This is a genomic window from Halorubrum aidingense JCM 13560 (assembly GCF_000336995.1).
Lineage (GTDB): Archaea > Halobacteriota > Halobacteria > Halobacteriales > Haloferacaceae > Halorubrum > Halorubrum aidingense.
Genome location: NZ_AOJI01000025.1, coordinates 1 through 17,251, shown reverse-complemented (window position 1 = coordinate 17,251; position 17,251 = coordinate 1). Strand labels below are relative to the sequence as shown.

Genomic DNA, 17,251 nt, shown 5'->3' with positions numbered 1-17,251 from the left:
GACCGAAGACCGCGGTCCGCAGTTCAGTCGTCGAGCTCCTCGGTGACCGAGTCCGGCGGGGCGCCGGACGCGCCGGCGGGACCGGCCTCAGCGCCCGATCCGGGTCGCTCCGGCGGCGCGTCGAAGTCGGGATCGAACAGTCGGAGCGCGGTGCGGATCGTCTCCCAGTCGTCCTCGCCGGCCGCGTCGCGCAGCGACCGGGTGGGCGCCGCGAGCAGCTGGCCGACCAGCGCGTCCGCCAGGTCCTCGACCGTCTCGCGCTGTGCGGCGTTCAGGTCGCCGTGCGCTTCGAGCCGAGAGAGCGCTCGGTCGACCTCCCGGGCCTTCACGCGGTCGGCGCCGGCGTACATCGCCGAGATGGCGTCGTCGGCCCGCTTGCGCTTGTACGCCCGCAGGATGCGGTCGAGCTCCTCGTCGATTATCGCCTCGACCCGCGCCGCCTCCTCCTGCCGGCTCTCTCTGGTCCGCCGGGTGACGTCTTCCAGCGCGTCGATGTCGTACAGCGTCACGCCGTCCCGATCGCCGGCCGCGGGGTCGACGTCCCGTGGCTGTGCGATGTCGATACACACCAGCCGGTCGGCGTCCGCGACGTGAGCGGGGTCGATCACCGGATCGGGGCTCCCGGTCGCCGTGATCACGAGATCGGCATCGGGGAGCACGGCCGGGAGGTCCGCCAGCGGGACCGCGTCGGCGGGCGTCTCGACCTCCCCGGCGACGAACTCCGCGTTCGGGACCGTTCGGTTCGCAACGACGATCTCCGAGACCGGCGTGTCGTCGAGCGATCGCGCCGCGAGCATCCCCATCTCGCCGGCGCCGATCACGACGGCGGAGCCGTCCGTGAGGTCGATCTCGCTCGCGGCCAGTCGGACGGCGGCCGAGCCGAGGGAGACGACGCCCTCGTTTATCGACGTCTCGTTGCGCGCGCGCTCGCCGACGTGGAGCGCCTTCGTCACCGCGTCTTTCAACACCGGGCCGACGCCGCCCGCCGATTTGGACTCCTCGTACGCCTCGCGGAGCTGACCGATGATCTGGTCTTCGCCGAGCACCAGCGATTCGAGCCCGGAAGCGACCCGCATCAGGTGTTCCAAGCTCTCCTCGTGGTCGAGTCGGCGGATCGCCCCGCTCCGCACTTCGGGAGCGAACGACTCCAGTGCGACCGCCCCGTCGACGGTCTTGTCGGTGACGATGAACGCCTCCGAGCGGTTGCACGTCTGGAGCGCGAACGCCTCTTCGACCCCGTCGCGAGCGAGCAGGTCGGAGACGGTCGCTCGGACGCCGTCGCCGCCCGCGGCCTCGATCTCGTCGACCGTCGCGCGGGAGTGAGCGACGCTCACGCCGCAGATCGCACCCGTCTCCTTCATCGATTGAGTACCTCCTCGATCACGGAATCTGCCTCTTGCCGTCCGTAAGATCTCCCCTTTTGTAAAGCCTTCCAAACCCCCTCGGATCGCACGACTCGGCGGATCGCCTCCCGACGCTCCGCGGGGGGGATATCGCGGTCTTTGAGCTCCTGTCGAAGCGCTCCCGAGAGATCGGCCATGGCGCCGGCTCCGGAGATCTCCGCTTCGATCCGCTCGCGGAGCGCCTTCGAGAGCGCCGGACTGGCGCCGCCGGTCGAGAGCGCGACCCGCACCGGGTCGTCGTCGACGGTCGCCGGCACGACGACGCTCCCGGCCGTCCGCGCCCCCGACACGTCCGTTCGGTTCACGAGGACGCCCGCGTCGAGCGCGGCCGCCTCGGCCGCCGCGTTGACCGCGGCGTCGTTCGTGGCGGCGACGACGAGCCCCGGCGCGGCCCGATCGATCCAGTCGCGGACCCCGTCGGCGTCGGGAGCGGCGCGGACCAGTTCGACGTCGGACGCGGCGCCCGCGAGCCGTTCGTCGAAGGCGGGGCTCACGACGACGACCCGCGCCTCGTCGGCGAACCGGAGCGCCTTCCGCGCGCCGACGGCGCCGCCGCCGAACACGAGGACCGTTTCCCCGGTGAGATCGTGATACAGCGGGATCATAGTTGCGCTCGCGGGCGTTCGGTACGGGAGATCACGCGGTGTTGCTGTCGGCGCGCTCGGCGATGCGAATACCGGTCTTTTTCAAGATCCGAGTGGAGAACAGCGTGTCCCAGTCGGCCGCGTCGACCGACCAGTACTCGTCCATCAGCGCTTTCACCTCCGCGATCCGACGCTCGCTCTCCGCCTCGGTCCGCCCGTGTGTCATCGCGAAGAAGTTGTACTCCCAGACCCCGTCGTGTCGGGGGCGTTGATAACAGTGGGTGACGAAATCGAGGCTTGCAACCGCGGGGCCGACCTCGTCGAGAACGTCCTCGGGGACGTCCCAGACGGTCATCCCGTTCTCCGTGTAGCCGAGCGCGTAGTGGTTCGGGATGACGCCGATCCGCCGCACCTTCCCCTCCACGTCGAATCGTTTTATCGTCTCGATCACCCAGTCGACGTCCGCGTCCAGCCGGTCGGCCACGTCCGCGTACGGCGTCTCGGTGATCGGGAGTCCGCCTTGGATCTCGACGACGAGGTCCCGCTCCTCCGGAGTGAGCGTCTCGCGGCCGCTCGGAGACACGTCGGGGCCGAGATCGGACAGGTCCACGTCGCCGTCCGGAACCGGACCGTCGACGAGGAACTTCGCGCCGACGTGGAACTCACGCTGTTTCGGGAGGTTGTACGTCTCCTGACCGGTCGCGGCCTCGATGTCGGCGAGCACCTCCTCGACCCGGTCGCTCCCGTCTTTGTCGGGGTCCGGGTGATCGGCGACGCTCACGACGAACCAGACGTTGAGGTGCGGGTGTTCCCGCTCGTAGTTGTGCGCGACCTCGGCGAACCCGTTGACCCGCTCGACGATCTCGTCGAACCGGTCTTCGGGCGCGTGCATCGCGACGAGCGACGCCGATCCGCCGATCTCCTCGGCGTTGACGAGCGCTCCGAACCGCGAGAGGATCCCCTCCTCGTCGAGTTCACGGACGCGCTCGCACAGTTCGGCCCCGGTCACCTCGACGCCGCGGTCGCGCAGCGCGGCCGCCGCCGGTTCGAACGGCCGCTCCACGGCGGGGAATCCCCCTTGGAACGCGTTGATGATCCCGCGGTCGAGCGCCGTCAGGTCCGCGTCGACCTCTCTCATACGCGACAGTCGGGTCCGAGCGAGAATAAGGGATTCGACCCCGAAGCCGGCGTTCGGTTCCGCGGTCAGCCGTCGAGGTCCCGCGCGATGTCCGCCAGCGACGACCGCGGGCCGCGAGTCACCTCGTACACGGTTCGTTCGCCGGGGATCCGGAGCCCGTACAGCTCGCCGGGGACGACGACGTCGAGAACGACGCTCTCGCCCGGCTCGCGACCGTTCGCGTCGAGCCACGCGACCAGCCGATTCGTGCCTTCGCCGGGCTCACGCGCGAGCCGCCGGTTGTCGAACGCGGCGCGGACGAGCCGCCCGCGGCCGTCTTCGGTCACCGGCGCGTGGTACTCCTCGCGGTCGATGACGACCCGGACCACGTCGCCGGCGTCGAGCGCCAGCGACTCGCAGCTCCCGGACTCGACCCGGCCCGCGAGCTCGTCGTCGTCTGGGAGCCGGACGCAGGGACGGCGAGTGCCGCCGCTCCGGGCGAGCGAAACGCGTATCGACGCGACGCCCTCGTCGTCGGAGGGAACGCGGGGCATCGGAAACGGGCGCTTACTCCTCGTCGGCGTCGCCGTCGTCCTCGCCGAGCGCGGCGGCGACGTCGTCGCCGTCGACGACCGAGACGTTGATCTGCGCGATGTCGTCGTCGATCTCGCGGCCGCGGACGGTGATGCGCTTGCGCTCGCCCTCGCGGGACGGCTTGAAGCCGACGCCGCCTTCGAGGAGCAGCTCCTTCAGGCGGGTGCCGGAGACGTCCTCGCGCATCGGACGACCGGTCTCGTCGGAGCCGCCGGTGAGCGCGATCGTGTGCTCGGGGAGACCGACGGCGTCGCCGCCGATCTCGTCGCCGAGCTCTCGCCCGAGGAACCGGTTTGCGTCCTGTCCGTCGACCTCTCGCTGGAACGTCTCGCCGCTGTCGGGGTCGGCGATGACGACTTTGAATTCGGCCATGGGCGAACCGAGACTCCCGCGAATAAAAAGCACGTCGAAAGCGCGATCCGGCTGTGAATCGGCTTCGGCGGTCGGATCGTCGCGGTCGGTAGCCGGCCCGGCGTGGTCGGTAGCCGATCCGTCGTGGTCGCCGGCCGGATCGCCGCGCCCGCCCGGCTCACCGCTCAGTCCGTCACGCCGTCGCCCGCCTGGCCGTTCGCCTCCACCGGCCGGACTCGGCGTTTCCCGTCGCCCCACGGTCCGTCGACGAACGCGTCTTCGACCGCGCTCGCGACCGCGTCGACGTCGTCCGGGCCGCCGGCCGCCGCGACGCTTCCGACGCTTTCCGGGTCGAAGTCGACCCCGAGCGCGTCGTAGACGGGCGCCGTGACATCGGCGACGGCTCGCGACTCCGCCGTCCCGACGACGAGACAGCCCGCGACGAGCGCCGCGTCCGACCGCACTCGCTGGGCGATCCCCGAGAGCTTCCCGCCGCCCGCGACGCGGATCGAGTGGTCGCCCGGACAGAACGACGCGCTCGGCTCGCCGGCGGCCACGTCCGCGTCGAGCCCGCTGAGGGCATCGAGGACGGTCTCAGTCGCGCGTTCGTACCGATCGGCGATCGACTCGCCTCCGTCCGCGTCCCCGTTTCCCCTCGCGGTCGGAATCGCGTGAGCGAACGCGAGCGTCCGCCCCGTGTACGCGACGGCCCGGCCGCCGACGTCGCGCTCTATGGCTCGGAAGCCGCGCTCCGCCGCGCGCCGCACCGCTCGTTCGAACTCGTCTTCGCGCGCGTCTCGGCGACCGAAGGCGACCTGTCGCGGCGGGGACCACACGCGGAGCCCCGGCTCCCCGTCGGCGGCCGCCGCGAGCAGCGACGCCGTCTGTTCGCGGTCGGCCTCGGGGTCGTCGAGGCGGCCTCGGAGCACTCGCATACCGGGATCGACGCCGCCCGACGGGAAGCCGTTTGCGCCCGCGAAGCGGCGTATGACACAAACGTTTTGACCACCCTCGGAGTGGGTCCGATATCGATGAGCGATCTCGGCGCGCTACCGGTGCGGGCGTACCTCGTCGCCTGCCTGCTCGCCGGGATCATCGGACTGTGGCTCGGCCGGGTCGCGTGGGCGGAGCGCGACCAGCCCGGCGGAACCGAAGTCGCGCTTTACCTCCTGTTCGGGGGCGGGATCTCGCTGCTGTACGCCGGCAGGGTCGCCGCCGCGAGCGAACTCGCGATGACCGTCGCGCTCAATCTCGCGACGCCGCTCGTCGGCGCCGCCCCCGTCGTCTGGATCGCGTTCGTGTTCGCGTTCACCGGACACGATCGATGGCGGACCGAAAATCGGATCGTCGCGCTCGCGACCCCGTCGTTCGTCTGGGTGCTTCTCGCGTGGTCGAGCGGCACGCACGACCTGTCGCGCCGATCCCTCGCGGCCGTCGTCGAGGGGCCGTTCACCCTCCTCTCGTTCGGGCTGGGACCGGCCGACGTCGCGTTCCTGCTGTACGCCGCCGGGCTCTGTATCGCGGGCGTCCTCCTCGTCGTCGACCTGTACCGGCGAACGGGGAACCGGTACCGGCTCCAGACGTTCGTGATACTTCTCGGCACGCTGTTCCCGTTCCTCGCCGGCGCCGTGACCGTCGTCGACGTCGGCAGCTACGCGAACGTCGCGTGGTTCCCGACGTCGCTCGTCGTCCACGGCGTGTTCCTGTACGGGACCGTGTTCTGGCTCGGCACGCTCGACGCCGCGGTCGTCGCCCGCGACACGGCCGTCGAGGTCATGCAGGACCCCGTCATCGTGGCGGGCTCCGACGGCCGGATCCGAGACCTCAATCCGGCCGCCGAGCGGCTCCTCCCGTCCGACGCGGTCGGCTCCTCGCTCTCGGCGGTGTTCCCGCGGCTGGAGACGGGGGTGAAACACCCGATCCGTATCGGAGACCGCCAGTTCGACATTCAAGAGGACCCGATCACGGACCCGCGGGGAACCGACCGCGGACACGTCTTCTTGCTCCGCGACGTGACCGAGAGAGAGCGTCGACAGACGGCCCTCGAACGCCGCGAGCGGGAGCTCGAACGTCAGAACAAGCGACTGGAGGACTTCGCCGGCGTCGTCTCTCACGACCTCCGAAACCCGCTCGCGGCGGCGAGCGCGGCCGTGGAACTCGCTCGCCACCGCGACGCCGGCAGCGACGGCGCTGGCGGGAGCGACGACACTACCGGCGCTGGCGACACTGACGGCGCCGACACCGAGGGTCCGCTCGACCGGGCCGCCGCCGCCCACGAGCGGATGGACGACCTGATCGAGGGACTGCTGTCGCTGGCGACCGCGGGCAAGTCGGTCGACTCGGTCGATCGGGTGTCGATCGAATCGACCGCGCGGCGGGTCTGGTCGCGGCTCGAAACCGCCGACGCGACGCTGACCGTCGCAGGGCCGGACGCGACGGTGCTGGCCGACGGGGACCGACTCGAACAGCTCGTCTCGAACCTGTTCCGCAACGCGATCGAACACGCCGGGCGCGACGTCGCCGTCCAGGTCGCGATCGAGCGGCGAGAGGACGGCGTCGCGTTCGCGGTCGCCGACGACGGCCCCGGCGTACCGCCGGAGCGTCGCTCGCAGGTGACCGAGCGCGGCGTGTCGCTCGGCGGCGGGACGGGGCTCGGTCTCGCCATCGTCGGCGACATCGCCGACGCGCACGGGTGGACGCTGTCCGTCGAGGAGTCGACCGCGGGCGGGGCGCGGTTCGTGATCGGGGGGATCGAACCCGCCGATGACTGACGCCGTCACGCTCCCGGCGTCGGTGCTCGACCGCTACCGCCGGATCTCCCGCTTCAACTCGCCGTATCCGGCACACGACGACGGCCGCGCGATCGACCTCTACCCGGCGGACGAGGCGGGGATCTCTCCGGTGGCCGGGACCGTCCGCGAGACGCGAACCGTCGGCTGTCCGGATCGGCCGTACGCCGCCGGTACGGACCACCTCATCGTGATCGACCTCGACGACGACTGGTGCCGGCGAGCGGGCGCCGAACCGGGAACGACCGCCCGGATACTGCACGTGATCCCCGAGGTGTCGGCCGGTGACCGCATCGCCGTCGGAGACGCGCTCGGGCCGCTGACGCGCTCGGGCTTTTTCGGCCAGTGGGTCGACAACCACGTCCATCTCGGGTTCCGGGCGCCGGGTGCCGACGCGCTCCGCGCGAGCGGGTCGCTCCCGGTCGATATCGCAGTCTCCGTCGAGCCGGTCTCGTGGGACGGGACAGGCGTCGTGGTCGAGCGCGGACCGACGCACGTCGTCCTCGACGCGCCGGCGCATCCGGACCCGGGCAACTCGTTCGCGGCGATCGCGACCGACGAGGGCGTCCCGGTAGACGGCGGGCTCGCGCACTACGCCGGCGGCGGCGCGTTCCGGCCGGTGGCGACCGGGAGCGGGATACACCTCGGCGGCACGCGCGTCGGCGTCGCCGCGGGGCGCGGGATCGCGTGGGATCCGGTGGACGTGCGCGCGAACGGTCGGCGCGTCACGGGACTGTCGCTGTTCGCGGCGCGAGACGCCGGGTACGGCGCGAAGATCGTCTGTCCTGACCGTGAGTTCGCGATCGGAGAGGCGGTGTCCGTCGACGTCGTCGGCAGCGATGACCCGATTCGGCTTGGCGTCGGATAACCGAACGCGGTCGTCGGGGGATGAGTGGCGAACAGCCGGCGCAAAGTCGTTCCGCGACGGCGCGCCGAGCTCCGGCCTCCGTCGCCGCGGGCAACGCGTCAGATCACGGGGCGGCTGGGGCGTAATCCGTGAAACGGGCCGCCCCCGGTCGGTCCGCCGACGCGCCCCCGGCGGCAACCGTCCGGCCGTTGTCGTTCGTTTCGAGGGCTACAAGCCGGCCGGGTGAGACGACGGGGTATGGACCGGAGCGATATCGCGGCGATGGACCCGCTGCCGGCGGACGCGGTGGCGCTTATCGAACGGCGGATCGAAGACGAACACGGGTACCTCTCGTGGCTGAACACGTCGGTCGACGTCGTCGAGCGCGGCCGGATCGTCCTCTCGATCCCGTTCGACGACAAGCTGACCAACGCCGACGGCGACACCATTCATGGGGGCGTGGCGGCGACGCTCATCGACACGGCCGGCGGCGTCGCCCAGCGAACCGCGTTCGAGGACCCCTACACCGGCGGCGTGTCGACCGTGAACCTCAACACGAACTATCTCCGGCCGGCGACGGGCGACCTCCGCGCCGAGGCCGAGGTCGTCAGGTCGGGCGGCTCGATCGGCGTCAGCGACATGACCGTGACGAGTTCGACCAACGGCGAATCCGCCGAGGTCGTCGTCGGTCAGGGCTCGTTCCGGTTGTTCCGCGAGTAGCCGGCGAGCCCCGACACGAGGTCGTCGACCAGATCGGGATCGCCGAGCGCGCGCTCCACCTCCACCACCGGCTCGCGGTCGGCCCGGTCCGGCGACGCGCGGACGACGACGGACTGCTCGCCGACCGAGACGAACCCGCAGCCGAGCCGCTCGGCGGTCTCCCGCAGTCCGAGACCGGCGTCGGCGTCGCCCGCGAGCACTCTCCGCGCCGGGCTCTCGAACGCCCGCACCGAGAACTCGTAGCCGTCGATCCGCTCGGCGAGTTCGCGGCGCGTCTCGGAGCGATCCGCGGCGAGCCCGTCGAGCGCCTCGTCGAAGCTCCGGCGGAGTCCCGAGTCGGCCGCGCGGTTGACGAACCGGAGGTCGCGGTCGACCAGGCTGTCGACGCCGTCGACGTCGTCGGGGTTCCCAGCGGGAACGACGAGCCCCCACTCGCGCGTCCACCCGCCGAGGTCGACCGTGTCGACCTCGCGGTCCGCCGGGCCGGCGACGACGGCGACGTCCGGGACGCCGTCGCGCAGCCGTCGAAGCCCCTCGCGGGACCCCACCGGGAGGTAGCGGGGGTTGTCGAGTCGGTCGAGCAGACGGTTGAGCGCCGGGTCGTCCTCGCCGACGCCGAGCAGGGTCGGCGGCCGGACGTCCGGTGAGAACAGCTGGACCGTCACGCGCTCGCCCGAGTCGAGGTACTCGGTGTCCGGGTCGACGGCGACGACGCCGTCGGCCTCGACGAGGCTCGTCGTCGCGCCGGAGCCCTTGTCTACGGGATAGACGAGGGGGAGGTCGGGGTCGGTCGACCCCGCGCTCAGATCGAGCAGTCCGACCGGCATGAGCCGGAGCCGCCCCTCGCCGTAGCGCTCGCTGACGCCCATCCGACCGTCCACGGTCGCCGCCGCCGGCTCCGGCTGCCCCGCGGCCTCGCGGATCGCCGGCGCGACGAACGTCCGGAAGATCGTGAGCGCCGACACCGGGTAGCCGGGGAGGCCGATGTACGCCGACGACGCGGCCGACTCGCCCTCGCCCCCGCCCCCGTCGCGATCGAGCCGCCCGACGAGCATCGGCTTGCCGGGTTTCACGGCGACGCCGTGGAGGAGCAGCTCGCCGCGCTCCTCGATCACGCGGTAGATCACGTCGACCGCGCTCGCCGAGGTCGATCCCGACGAGAGCACCAGATCGCACTCGTCCGCGGCCCGGCGGAGCAGGCGCTCCATCTCGGCGTAGTCGTCGCCGGCGTGCGGGTAGAAGACGGGTTCGCCGCCCGCCTCGCTCACCCCGGCGGCGATCGTCGTCGAGTTCACGTCGTAGATCTCGCCGCGAGAGGGATCGAGCGACTCGCCGGGGTGAACCAGCTCGTCGCCCGTCGAGACGATCCCNCCCCGGCGGCGATCGTCGTCGAGTTCACGTCGTAGATCTCGCCGCGAGAGGGATCGAGCGACTCGCCGGGGTGAACCAGCTCGTCGCCCGTCGAGACGATCCCGACCCGCGGTTTCCCCGTGACCGGGATCTTGTCGACGCCGAGCGCCGAGAGGAGCCCGATCTCGCGGGGGGTCAGCCGGGTTCCCGGGCCGAGCGCGCGGGCGCCGGCGGCGATGTCCGCGCCGGCGCTCATCACGTGGTCGCCGGGGGCGACGGAAGTTCGGACCGCGATGCGGCCGGGCTGGGATACGTCGTCGTCGGTCGGCACCTCGTCGGTCCGTTCCACCATCACCACGGCGTCGGCGCCGTCCGGCATCACGGCCCCCGTGGATATCTCCGCGCAGGTGCCGGGTTCGACGGTCACCTCGGGCGCCGCGCCGGCGTGGACCGCGCCGACGAGATCGAGTTCGGCCGGGTCGACCTCGTCGGCGCCGAAGGTGTCTCGCGCGCGGACCGCGTACCCGTCCATCGAGGCCCGGTCGAAGCCGGGTACGTCGATCGCGGCGTCGATCCGCTCGGCGAGCACGCGGCCGCGGGCGGCTTCGAGCGGGACAGACTCCGGCTCCGGGGCGAGATCGAGCGAGGCGATGGCCTCGCGGGCGGCTTCGGGCGTCGCGAGGTCGCGGAACTCCTTGCGGTCGCTCATGCGGTCACCTCCCACAGCTCGACGTCGACAACTTCGCCGGCGTCGATCCCCTCCCGCGGCTCCGGGACGACGACCCAGCCGTCCGCGAGCGCGACGCTGGAGAGGATCCCCGAGCCGCTCGCCCGGGTGGGCGTGGCGGACGGGAGGGCGTCATCGCGAGGGGTGTCGCCGTCGCGGTTGCTGTCGGTGTCGCCAGCGCGGTCGCCGTCAGCGTCCGAAAGCGACACCCGCGCGAAGGTCCGCGTGCCGGGCTCGCTGGCGATCTTCCGGTCGAGGACCGCGCGGCGCGTCGGGAACGGATCGGCCGCCGTTCCGCCGACGTGTTTCTGGAGCGGACGGAGGAACTGCGCGGCGTTGACGATGCAGGCGACGGGGTACCCCGGCAGCGAGACGATCGGAGTGCCGTCGGCCGCGCCGAGACACACCGGGTGGCCGGGCTTGAGCGCGACGCCGTGAACGAGCACCTCGCCGAGCCCGTCGACGACTTCGGGGATGAGGTCGCGCTCGCCGACCGAGGAGCCGCCGGTGGTGACGACCACGTCGGCGTCGAGGTCGCGTTCGATCGCCGCCGCGAGCGCGTCCTCGTCGTCGGTGACGATGTCGCGGTAGCGGGCCTCCCCGCCCCACCGCTCGACCAACCGCGAGACCGTCAGTCCGTTCGTCTCGATCACTTCGCCCGGACCGGGGTCGGCCCGCACCAGCTCCTCGCCGGTCGGGATCACGGCGACCGTCGGTGGCTCGGAGACGGGGACCGCGTCGAGGCCGACGGACCGCAGGAGCCCGAGGTCCGACGGTCGAAGGACGTGGCCCGCCTCGAAGAGCCGCTGGCCCTCGGCGACGTCCTCGCCCGCGTCGCCGACGTTCTCGCCCGCCGCGACCGCGTCGAACGTCTCCACCTCGTCGCCGACTTCCTCGACCTGCTCGATCATGACGACCGCGTCGGCGCCCTCCGGGACCGCGCTGCCCGTGTGGACCCGGGCGGCCTCGCCGGGGGCGATCGCGTCGGCCTCGGTCCCGGCGGCGCGGAGGACCGCCGGGGAGCGCCCGGACGCCCCGAACGTGTCCTCGGCGCGGACCGCGTACCCGTCCATCGCCGCTCGGTCGTAGCTCGGCACCGGCGCGGGCGCGTCGATCGGCTCGGCGACGACCCGGCCGTCGGCGTCGGCCAGCGCGACCGACTCGGTCCGCCCGTGCGGCGCGGCCGCGTCGAGCAGCGTCGCCAGCGCGTCCGCGACGCGGGTCCGTCGTTTAAATCCGGCCTCGCGTCTGTCGTGGCTCATGCTCGTTCGTTTCGCGCCCGCGTCCAAAAACCCCGCTCCCCGGCCGATCCTCGGTCCGGTCGCCGGTCCGGTCGTAACTCACGGTCGGGCCGGAGTAGACTCACGGTCGGGCCGGAGTAGACTCGCGGTCAGGCCGGAGTGGATCCGCGGTCAGGTCACCCACGACAGCACCCGCGCGGCGCGGTGGACGCCCTGAAACGCGGCGACGCGGACGGTCGAGAGCGCCTCCGTGACCGCCCACTTGGCTCCGATTGCGGTCCGCGTCGCGCCGGTCTTCGCGTAGTAGCCGGACTTGCGGCCGGCGGCGCCGACGTAGTGTTTCGCCGCCATCGGGACCGGAGCGCGTCGGCCGTCGACCGTCGTCGTCCCGTCGCGGATCGCGTCGAGCACGTCGTCGGCCGTGACCGCGTCGCGGGAGTCGCGGCCGTCGATCTCCACCTCGGTGAACGCGCGGCCGACGTACTCCAGGTGGTGCGCGTCGCTGGCGGCGACGCCGGGATACCCGTGCTCGGCGGCGAACCGGCGCGCGCGCCGGTTGCGGTACCCCGTGAACAGCCAGGCGTTGAACACCTCGACGGCGTCGACCTCGTCGACCACGCCGAGCGGGTCGTCGCTTCCGCCGTCGGCCGCGCCCCCGGCGGAAGCGACGGACCCGGCGAAATCGGTCCGCTGCTCGCCGTCCGGCACCGGGATGTTCCGCTCGCGGACACCGTGCCGAGAGCGCTGGAACGGGTGCGGAACGATCGCCACGCCGCCGTGCTCGTGGATCCACTCGACCGTCTCCGCGTACGACTCGCGGCGCGGTGGCATGCGCTCGACGCCGACCGCGAGCAGGTGGCCGTGCGCGGTCGACACCTCGACGCCGGGGATGCCGATCAGCCCGTAGTCGTCGGCGAGCGCGGCCGCCCGCTTCGACTCGCCGATCACGTCGTGGTCGGTGATAACGACGGCGTCGAGCCCGATCTCCGCGGCGTGTTCCAAGATGAGTTCGACCGGCTCGTGGCCGTCGTAGCTCTCGTCGGAGTGCACGTGCGGGTCGATCGAGACGGTGACTCCAGACACACCGTGACGTAGACGGCCGGAGATATATAAAAGCGCGAGACGGGCGGTGCGACGCCGACGGAAAGCGATCGCGAGACCGGAGCGTATTTATAAGCAACGACCGCCGTCGCCGTATACTTATAAACATCCGGTGACGACACCGCTATCAGTATATAAATAGTCGGCAGTAACATCCCAACCACTTATAAACAACCGCCGCGGCCACCGACGTCTCTGTCCCGGTGATCGCCTCTCGCGGCCGATCGATCAGAACAGGTCCCTGATCCGGCCGACGATCGATCCGTCCGCCTCGGCCTCGGCTTCCGCCTCCCGCCGCTGCTGTTCGCGGAGCTCCCGGAGCTTGGCGGCCTGGTCGTCGGTCCCCGAGCCGCTCGCGGTCTGGGCCTCGCCGCCTTTGAGCCCCTGTAGCTCCGAGACCGCGGCGTCGACCGTCCCGGTGGTCGTCCGCGTCTCGGTGGCGGAGCCGGCGAGCTGCTCGCGGTCGATGTCGACGTCGTCGACGGCGCTCGTGTTCAGTTCGAGTCGCCGCGTCTCGGAGCGCTCGACGCCGCCCCACGTCAGCTCGGCGTCCTCCAGTTCGCGCTCGATGTCGGCGCGGACGGCGGCGTCGGTGACGGCCTCGGCGCCGGCCTCGGCGCCGACTTCACCCGAGCCTGCGCCATCCGAACCGCCCGTACCGGCCGCGCCGCTCGCCCCGGCAACGCCGCTGCCGGCTCCTCCGGCGGCGACGCTCGCGCGCTCCACGCGGTGGGCGACCAGGGCGCCCCCGGTCGCGGCGATGACGGCGACGAGCCCGAGGACGTACACCGCGACCACCTGCGCGCTGTAGTCCGGGGACTCGACGACGTTCCAGTTGTACGGGTACACCCGGGCGAACACGCCGGTGGCGACGAGGGTGATCGCGGTTCCGACGCCCGCGAGGTACAGCATCCGCCGATCGACGGGCAACAGCACGACCACGCCGAGCAGGAGGACCGGCAGCCCGACCGCCCCGGCGACGGCGGCGACCTCGCGGACCGCGTACGTCGAGAGGGTGTTCGGCGGGAGCGTCGCGCTGTAGAGGAACACGACGACGCCCGCCAGCCCGAGTCCGATGCCCGCGAAAAAGAGCCCGAAGCCGGCGTACACGTCGATCGTCCGGTCGGGGTCGCCGACGTAGCGGCGGTAGTACCCCAGCAGGGGGTTCTCCGCGTTCGAGTCGCTCATACTCGCACCGTTTCCACCGACGGTAATGATTGTTGCCCCACGGGGGCGTCCCGTGGCGGTCGAATCACGGACTGAGAAGCGTCGATCTCCACGAAAGTGACGCCCTCGCGGTCGTGTGCGGCGCGCGCCACCCGGACGGGCCTTGATGCCGCTGGCCGCCGTCGCCTCACCCATGCAGGAGTTCGACTTCCTCGTTATCGGCTCGGGATCGGGACTCGACGTCGCGAACGCGATGGCCGGCCGGGGGAACTCGGTCGCCGTCGTCGAGAAGGGGCGGCTCGGCGGGACGTGTCTCAACCGCGGGTGTATCCCCTCGAAGAAGCTGCTGTACCACGCCGAGGTCATGGAGACGATCGAGGGCGCCGGCGCGTTCGAGATCGACGCCGAGGTCACCGGCGTCGACTTCGCCGAGATCGTTCGAAAAGTCAACGCGGACGTCTCGGGCAGCTCCGACTCGATCCGACGGGGGCTCCGCTCCTCGGACAGCCACGACCTGTTCGAGGGGACCGGGACGTTCGTCGACGACCGGACCGTCGAGATCGTCGACGGCGACGACGAGGGGGCCACCCTCCGCGCCGACACGGTGCTCGTCGCGACCGGCACGCGGCCGTCGATCCCGCCGATCGACGGGATCGAGGACGTCGACTACCTCACCAGCACCGAGGCGCTCCGACTGGAGACGCTGCCGGACCGCCTCGTGATCGTCGGCGGGGGGTACATCGCGGCCGAGCTCGGCCACTTCTTCGGCACCTTCGGCAGCGACGTGACGATCGTCGGCCGGCGCGAGAACCTCCTCCCGGAGGCGGACGAGGCGGTCGGCGAGGCGTTCACCGACCGCTACGCCGACCGCTTCGACGTGTACGCCGGGTACGAGGCCGTGGCGGCCGACGAGTCCGACGGCGAGGTGACGATCGAGGCCCGGCCGTACCCCGAGGTCGATTCGGTGCGGGCGGGCGGCGAGCCGGTCGGATCGCCCGAGGAGGCCGACGACGTGACCGTCACGGGCGACACGCTGCTCGTCGCCGCCGGCCGGCGCCCGAACACGGACGCGCTGAACCTCGCGGCGACCGGCGTGGAGACCGACGAGCGGGGGTTCGTCGAGACCGACGAGTACCTCCGGACCGACGCCGACGGCGTCTGGGCGCTCGGCGACGTCGTCGGCGAGTACCTGTTGAAACACAGCGCGAACCACGAGGCGAAGGCGGTCGTCCGCAACCTGCTCGGCGACGAACCGGAGCCGGTCGACTACTCGGCGATGCCGTTCGCGGTGTTCGCCTCGCCCGAGGTGGCGGGCGTCGGCGCGCGCGAGCGTGACCTCCGCGAGGCGGACGCCGAGTACGCCACTCGAACCTACGCGTACGACGAGACGGCCCGCGGGAGCGCGATGCACGCCGACGGGTTCGTGAAGGTGCTCATCGACCTCGACGGGACCATCGAGGGGTGTCATATCATCGGCCCCGAGGCGTCGAACCTGATCGAGGAGGTCGTCGTCGCGATGACGGCGGGCTCGGGGACGGTCGCGGACATCCGCGAGGCGGTCCACATCCACCCGGCGCTCTCGGAGGTCGTCGACCGGGCCTTCTCCGGGCAGTTCTCCCGCGGCGGCGGCCACGACCACCAGCACCACGGCTAGGCGGCGCCGATTGCCCGCTTCCGCACCCCGCGCGGGGAGGCGTTTTGTCTCCCGCCGCCGAACGGCCCGTATGGTCCAGCCCCGGTCCGCCTCCCGTCGCCGATTCCTGTCGGTTCACGCCGGCGGCGCCGCGCTCGCCCTGTTGGCCGGCTGTGCCGACCGCGGCGCGGGTGGCACAGACGACGCGGGGGATGCGAACGATGCAGAGAGCGCGGACGACACAGAGGATGCGAACGACACGGAGAGCGCGGACGACACGGAGAGCGCGGATGACACCGGCGACGGATCCGGAGGGCTGGACGGCGATGAACTCGACCTCCGGGAGGCGAACGTCGTCGACGTCGCGGTCGAGGAAACTGACGGCGAGTACGCGTTCGACGTGACGCTACACCACGACGACGACGGCGAGGAGGGCTACGCGAACTGGTGGCAGGTCGAGCGGCTCGACGGGACGCGGCTCGGCCGGCGCGAGCTGCTCCACGCGCACTCCGAACAGCCGTTCACGCGGTCGGACACCGTCGCAGTCCCGGACGACGTCTCGTGCGTCGTCGTCCGCGGACACGATCAGACGCACGGGTACGGGGGAACGGTGGCCCTCGTCGACCTCGCCACCGGCGCGGTCCGGCTCGTCGACCAGGGCGAAGAGCGGCAGTCGTTCGAGACGGCCGACTGCCCGTGATACGGTATCGCATACCGAGTCGGCGCTGCGAACACACACCCGCGGGTGGGTTTTGTACGTGTGCGAGAGATAACTGGGCACGATGGCAAAAGCAGCAATCGTCATTCTCGCCGGCAACGAATCGCACGCCGACTACGGCCGCCTCGCGAACGGTCTCGAGGCCGCAAAGGAGTTCGCCGAGAACGACGACGACGAACTCGAGCTGATCTTCGACGGCGCCGGGACGCAGTGGATCCCGGAGCTGGAAGACGAGGAGAGCGACTACCACGAGCTGTATCAGGCGGTCCGCGACGACGCCGCGGTCTGTGACTTCTGTTCCGGCGCGTTCGGCGTCGACGAGGCGGTCGCCGACTCCGGGCTCGTCACCCTCGACGAGTACGACGGCCACCCGAGCATCCGCTCGCTCGTCGACGACGACTACGAGATCATCACGTTCTAAGCGGCGAGCGCCGGCGCCGCCCGCGCCCGGACCGACGTACCCTCGTGAGTAACGGTCCCGTAACGGAGTGACCCATCGCTGAGCGGGGGGCCTCGAACGGCGACGAAACCGGCCGCCTCAGACGCCGATCAGTCCCGGGTCCGCCTCGACAGCGCGCGCAGCCGCCGTCCCACCACCGCCGGCGGGATCCGGCCGCGGACGGTGTCGCGAGCGACCCCGAACGTCTCGACGCTCCGGCGGACCGTCGCGCCCTCGCCGAGTTCGCGTTCGAGGACGGCCGCGTACGCGGCGACCTGCAGATCGTATCTCGACCGGGTGTGTTCCGTGCCGTCGGTGAGCGATATCTTGACGTCGGTGACCTGCCACTCGCCGTCGCCCAGCCTGAAGAGGAGGTCCGCCGTCCCGTGGATCTCGGCTTCGAGGCCGTCGGCCCGGACGAGGCCGCTGAGGTCGTGTTCGACGTAAACCCTGTCTCTTATACACATCTC

General features: G+C 71.6%; 16 protein-coding genes and 1 pseudogene. 6 read left to right on the top strand and 11 right to left on the bottom strand.

The annotated features are described in order from the left end of the window. Positions 1 to 23 precede the first annotated feature (23 nt). The 6 genes from hemA to C461_RS09625 all read right to left on the bottom strand — a co-directional run bounded on the left by hemA (position 24) and on the right by C461_RS09625 (position 4,984). Complete coding sequence (hemA, locus tag C461_RS09650; protein ID WP_008000754.1) at positions 24 to 1,361, bottom strand: glutamyl-tRNA reductase; 1,338 nt, start codon at positions 1,359 to 1,361, stop codon at positions 24 to 26. After that, positions 1,358 to 2,008 (bottom strand): precorrin-2 dehydrogenase/sirohydrochlorin ferrochelatase family protein, encoded by a 651-nt coding sequence (locus C461_RS09645; RefSeq protein ID WP_008000753.1) that lies wholly within the window; start codon positions 2,006 to 2,008, stop codon positions 1,358 to 1,360. The genes hemA and C461_RS09645 overlap by 4 nt, the downstream gene beginning before the upstream one ends. Before the next feature lie 31 nt (positions 2,009 to 2,039). After that, positions 2,040 to 3,125, bottom strand: a complete 1,086-nt coding sequence (gene ahbB, locus C461_RS09640; RefSeq protein ID WP_008000752.1) for a siroheme decarboxylase subunit beta — start codon at positions 3,123 to 3,125, stop codon at positions 2,040 to 2,042. Between the two features lie 65 nt (positions 3,126 to 3,190). Further along, a complete protein-coding gene (locus C461_RS09635) occupies positions 3,191 to 3,658 on the bottom strand; it encodes a DUF7112 family protein (protein WP_008000751.1) in 468 nt (155 codons plus the stop codon). 13 nt (positions 3,659 to 3,671) lie between these two features. Further along, a complete protein-coding gene (locus C461_RS09630) occupies positions 3,672 to 4,070 on the bottom strand; it encodes a 30S ribosomal protein S6e (RefSeq protein ID WP_008000750.1) in 399 nt (132 codons plus the stop codon). Between the two features lie 164 nt (positions 4,071 to 4,234). Then, a complete protein-coding gene (locus C461_RS09625) occupies positions 4,235 to 4,984 on the bottom strand; it encodes a lipoate--protein ligase family protein (RefSeq protein WP_008000749.1) in 750 nt (249 codons plus the stop codon). 96 nt (positions 4,985 to 5,080) lie between these two features. Between C461_RS09625 and C461_RS09620 the strand changes: the two genes are divergently transcribed. The 3 genes from C461_RS09620 to C461_RS09610 all read left to right on the top strand — a co-directional run bounded on the left by C461_RS09620 (position 5,081) and on the right by C461_RS09610 (position 8,405). After that, complete coding sequence (locus C461_RS09620; RefSeq protein WP_049906513.1) at positions 5,081 to 6,820, top strand: sensor histidine kinase; 1,740 nt, start codon at positions 5,081 to 5,083, stop codon at positions 6,818 to 6,820. Further along, positions 6,813 to 7,706 carry a hypothetical protein gene (locus C461_RS09615; protein WP_008000740.1) on the top strand — a complete coding sequence of 298 codons (894 nt, stop codon included), beginning with the start codon at positions 6,813 to 6,815 and terminating at the stop codon, positions 7,704 to 7,706. Before C461_RS09620 ends, C461_RS09615 begins: the two co-directional genes overlap by 8 nt. Before the next feature lie 237 nt (positions 7,707 to 7,943). Then, entirely contained in the window at positions 7,944 to 8,405 is a 462-nt protein-coding gene (locus C461_RS09610) for a PaaI family thioesterase (protein ID WP_008000733.1), read from the top strand. Here C461_RS09610 and C461_RS09605 read toward each other — a convergent pair. The 4 genes and pseudogenes from C461_RS09605 to C461_RS09590 all read right to left on the bottom strand — a co-directional run. Beyond that, a pseudogene (locus C461_RS09605) lies at positions 8,378 to 10,464 on the bottom strand (hypothetical protein); the annotation flags it as partial. The gene C461_RS09610 and the pseudogene C461_RS09605 overlap by 28 nt on opposite strands. After that, entirely contained in the window at positions 10,461 to 11,744 is a 1,284-nt protein-coding gene (locus tag C461_RS09600; RefSeq protein ID WP_008000732.1) for a molybdopterin molybdotransferase MoeA, read from the bottom strand. The pseudogene C461_RS09605 and the gene C461_RS09600, both read right to left, overlap by 4 nt. Positions 11,745 to 11,894: 150 nt before the next feature. Next, on the bottom strand, positions 11,895 to 12,806 hold the full coding sequence (locus tag C461_RS09595) for a CehA/McbA family metallohydrolase (protein ID WP_008000731.1): 912 nt from the start codon (positions 12,804 to 12,806) through the stop codon (positions 11,895 to 11,897). 246 nt (positions 12,807 to 13,052) lie between these two features. Next, complete coding sequence (locus tag C461_RS09590; RefSeq protein WP_008000730.1) at positions 13,053 to 14,012, bottom strand: DUF7139 domain-containing protein; 960 nt, start codon at positions 14,010 to 14,012, stop codon at positions 13,053 to 13,055. A gap of 172 nt (positions 14,013 to 14,184) precedes the next feature. Here C461_RS09590 and C461_RS09585 point away from each other — a divergent pair, with 172 nt between their 5' ends. The 3 genes from C461_RS09585 (at position 14,185) to C461_RS09575 (ending at position 16,763) form a co-directional block, all read left to right on the top strand. After that, positions 14,185 to 15,645 (top strand): dihydrolipoyl dehydrogenase, encoded by a 1,461-nt coding sequence (locus C461_RS09585; protein ID WP_049906510.1) that lies wholly within the window; start codon positions 14,185 to 14,187, stop codon positions 15,643 to 15,645. Positions 15,646 to 15,715: 70 nt separating this feature from the next. After that, entirely contained in the window at positions 15,716 to 16,324 is a 609-nt protein-coding gene (locus C461_RS09580; protein WP_008000728.1) for a hypothetical protein, read from the top strand. Between the two features lie 82 nt (positions 16,325 to 16,406). Beyond that, a complete protein-coding gene (locus C461_RS09575; protein WP_008000727.1) occupies positions 16,407 to 16,763 on the top strand; it encodes a DsrE family protein in 357 nt (118 codons plus the stop codon). A gap of 128 nt (positions 16,764 to 16,891) precedes the next feature. Here C461_RS09575 and C461_RS09570 read toward each other — a convergent pair. Further along, positions 16,892 to 17,251, bottom strand: a 360-nt coding sequence (locus C461_RS09570) for a PD-(D/E)XK nuclease family protein (protein ID WP_008000726.1), incomplete at its 5' end; no start/stop codon positions are given.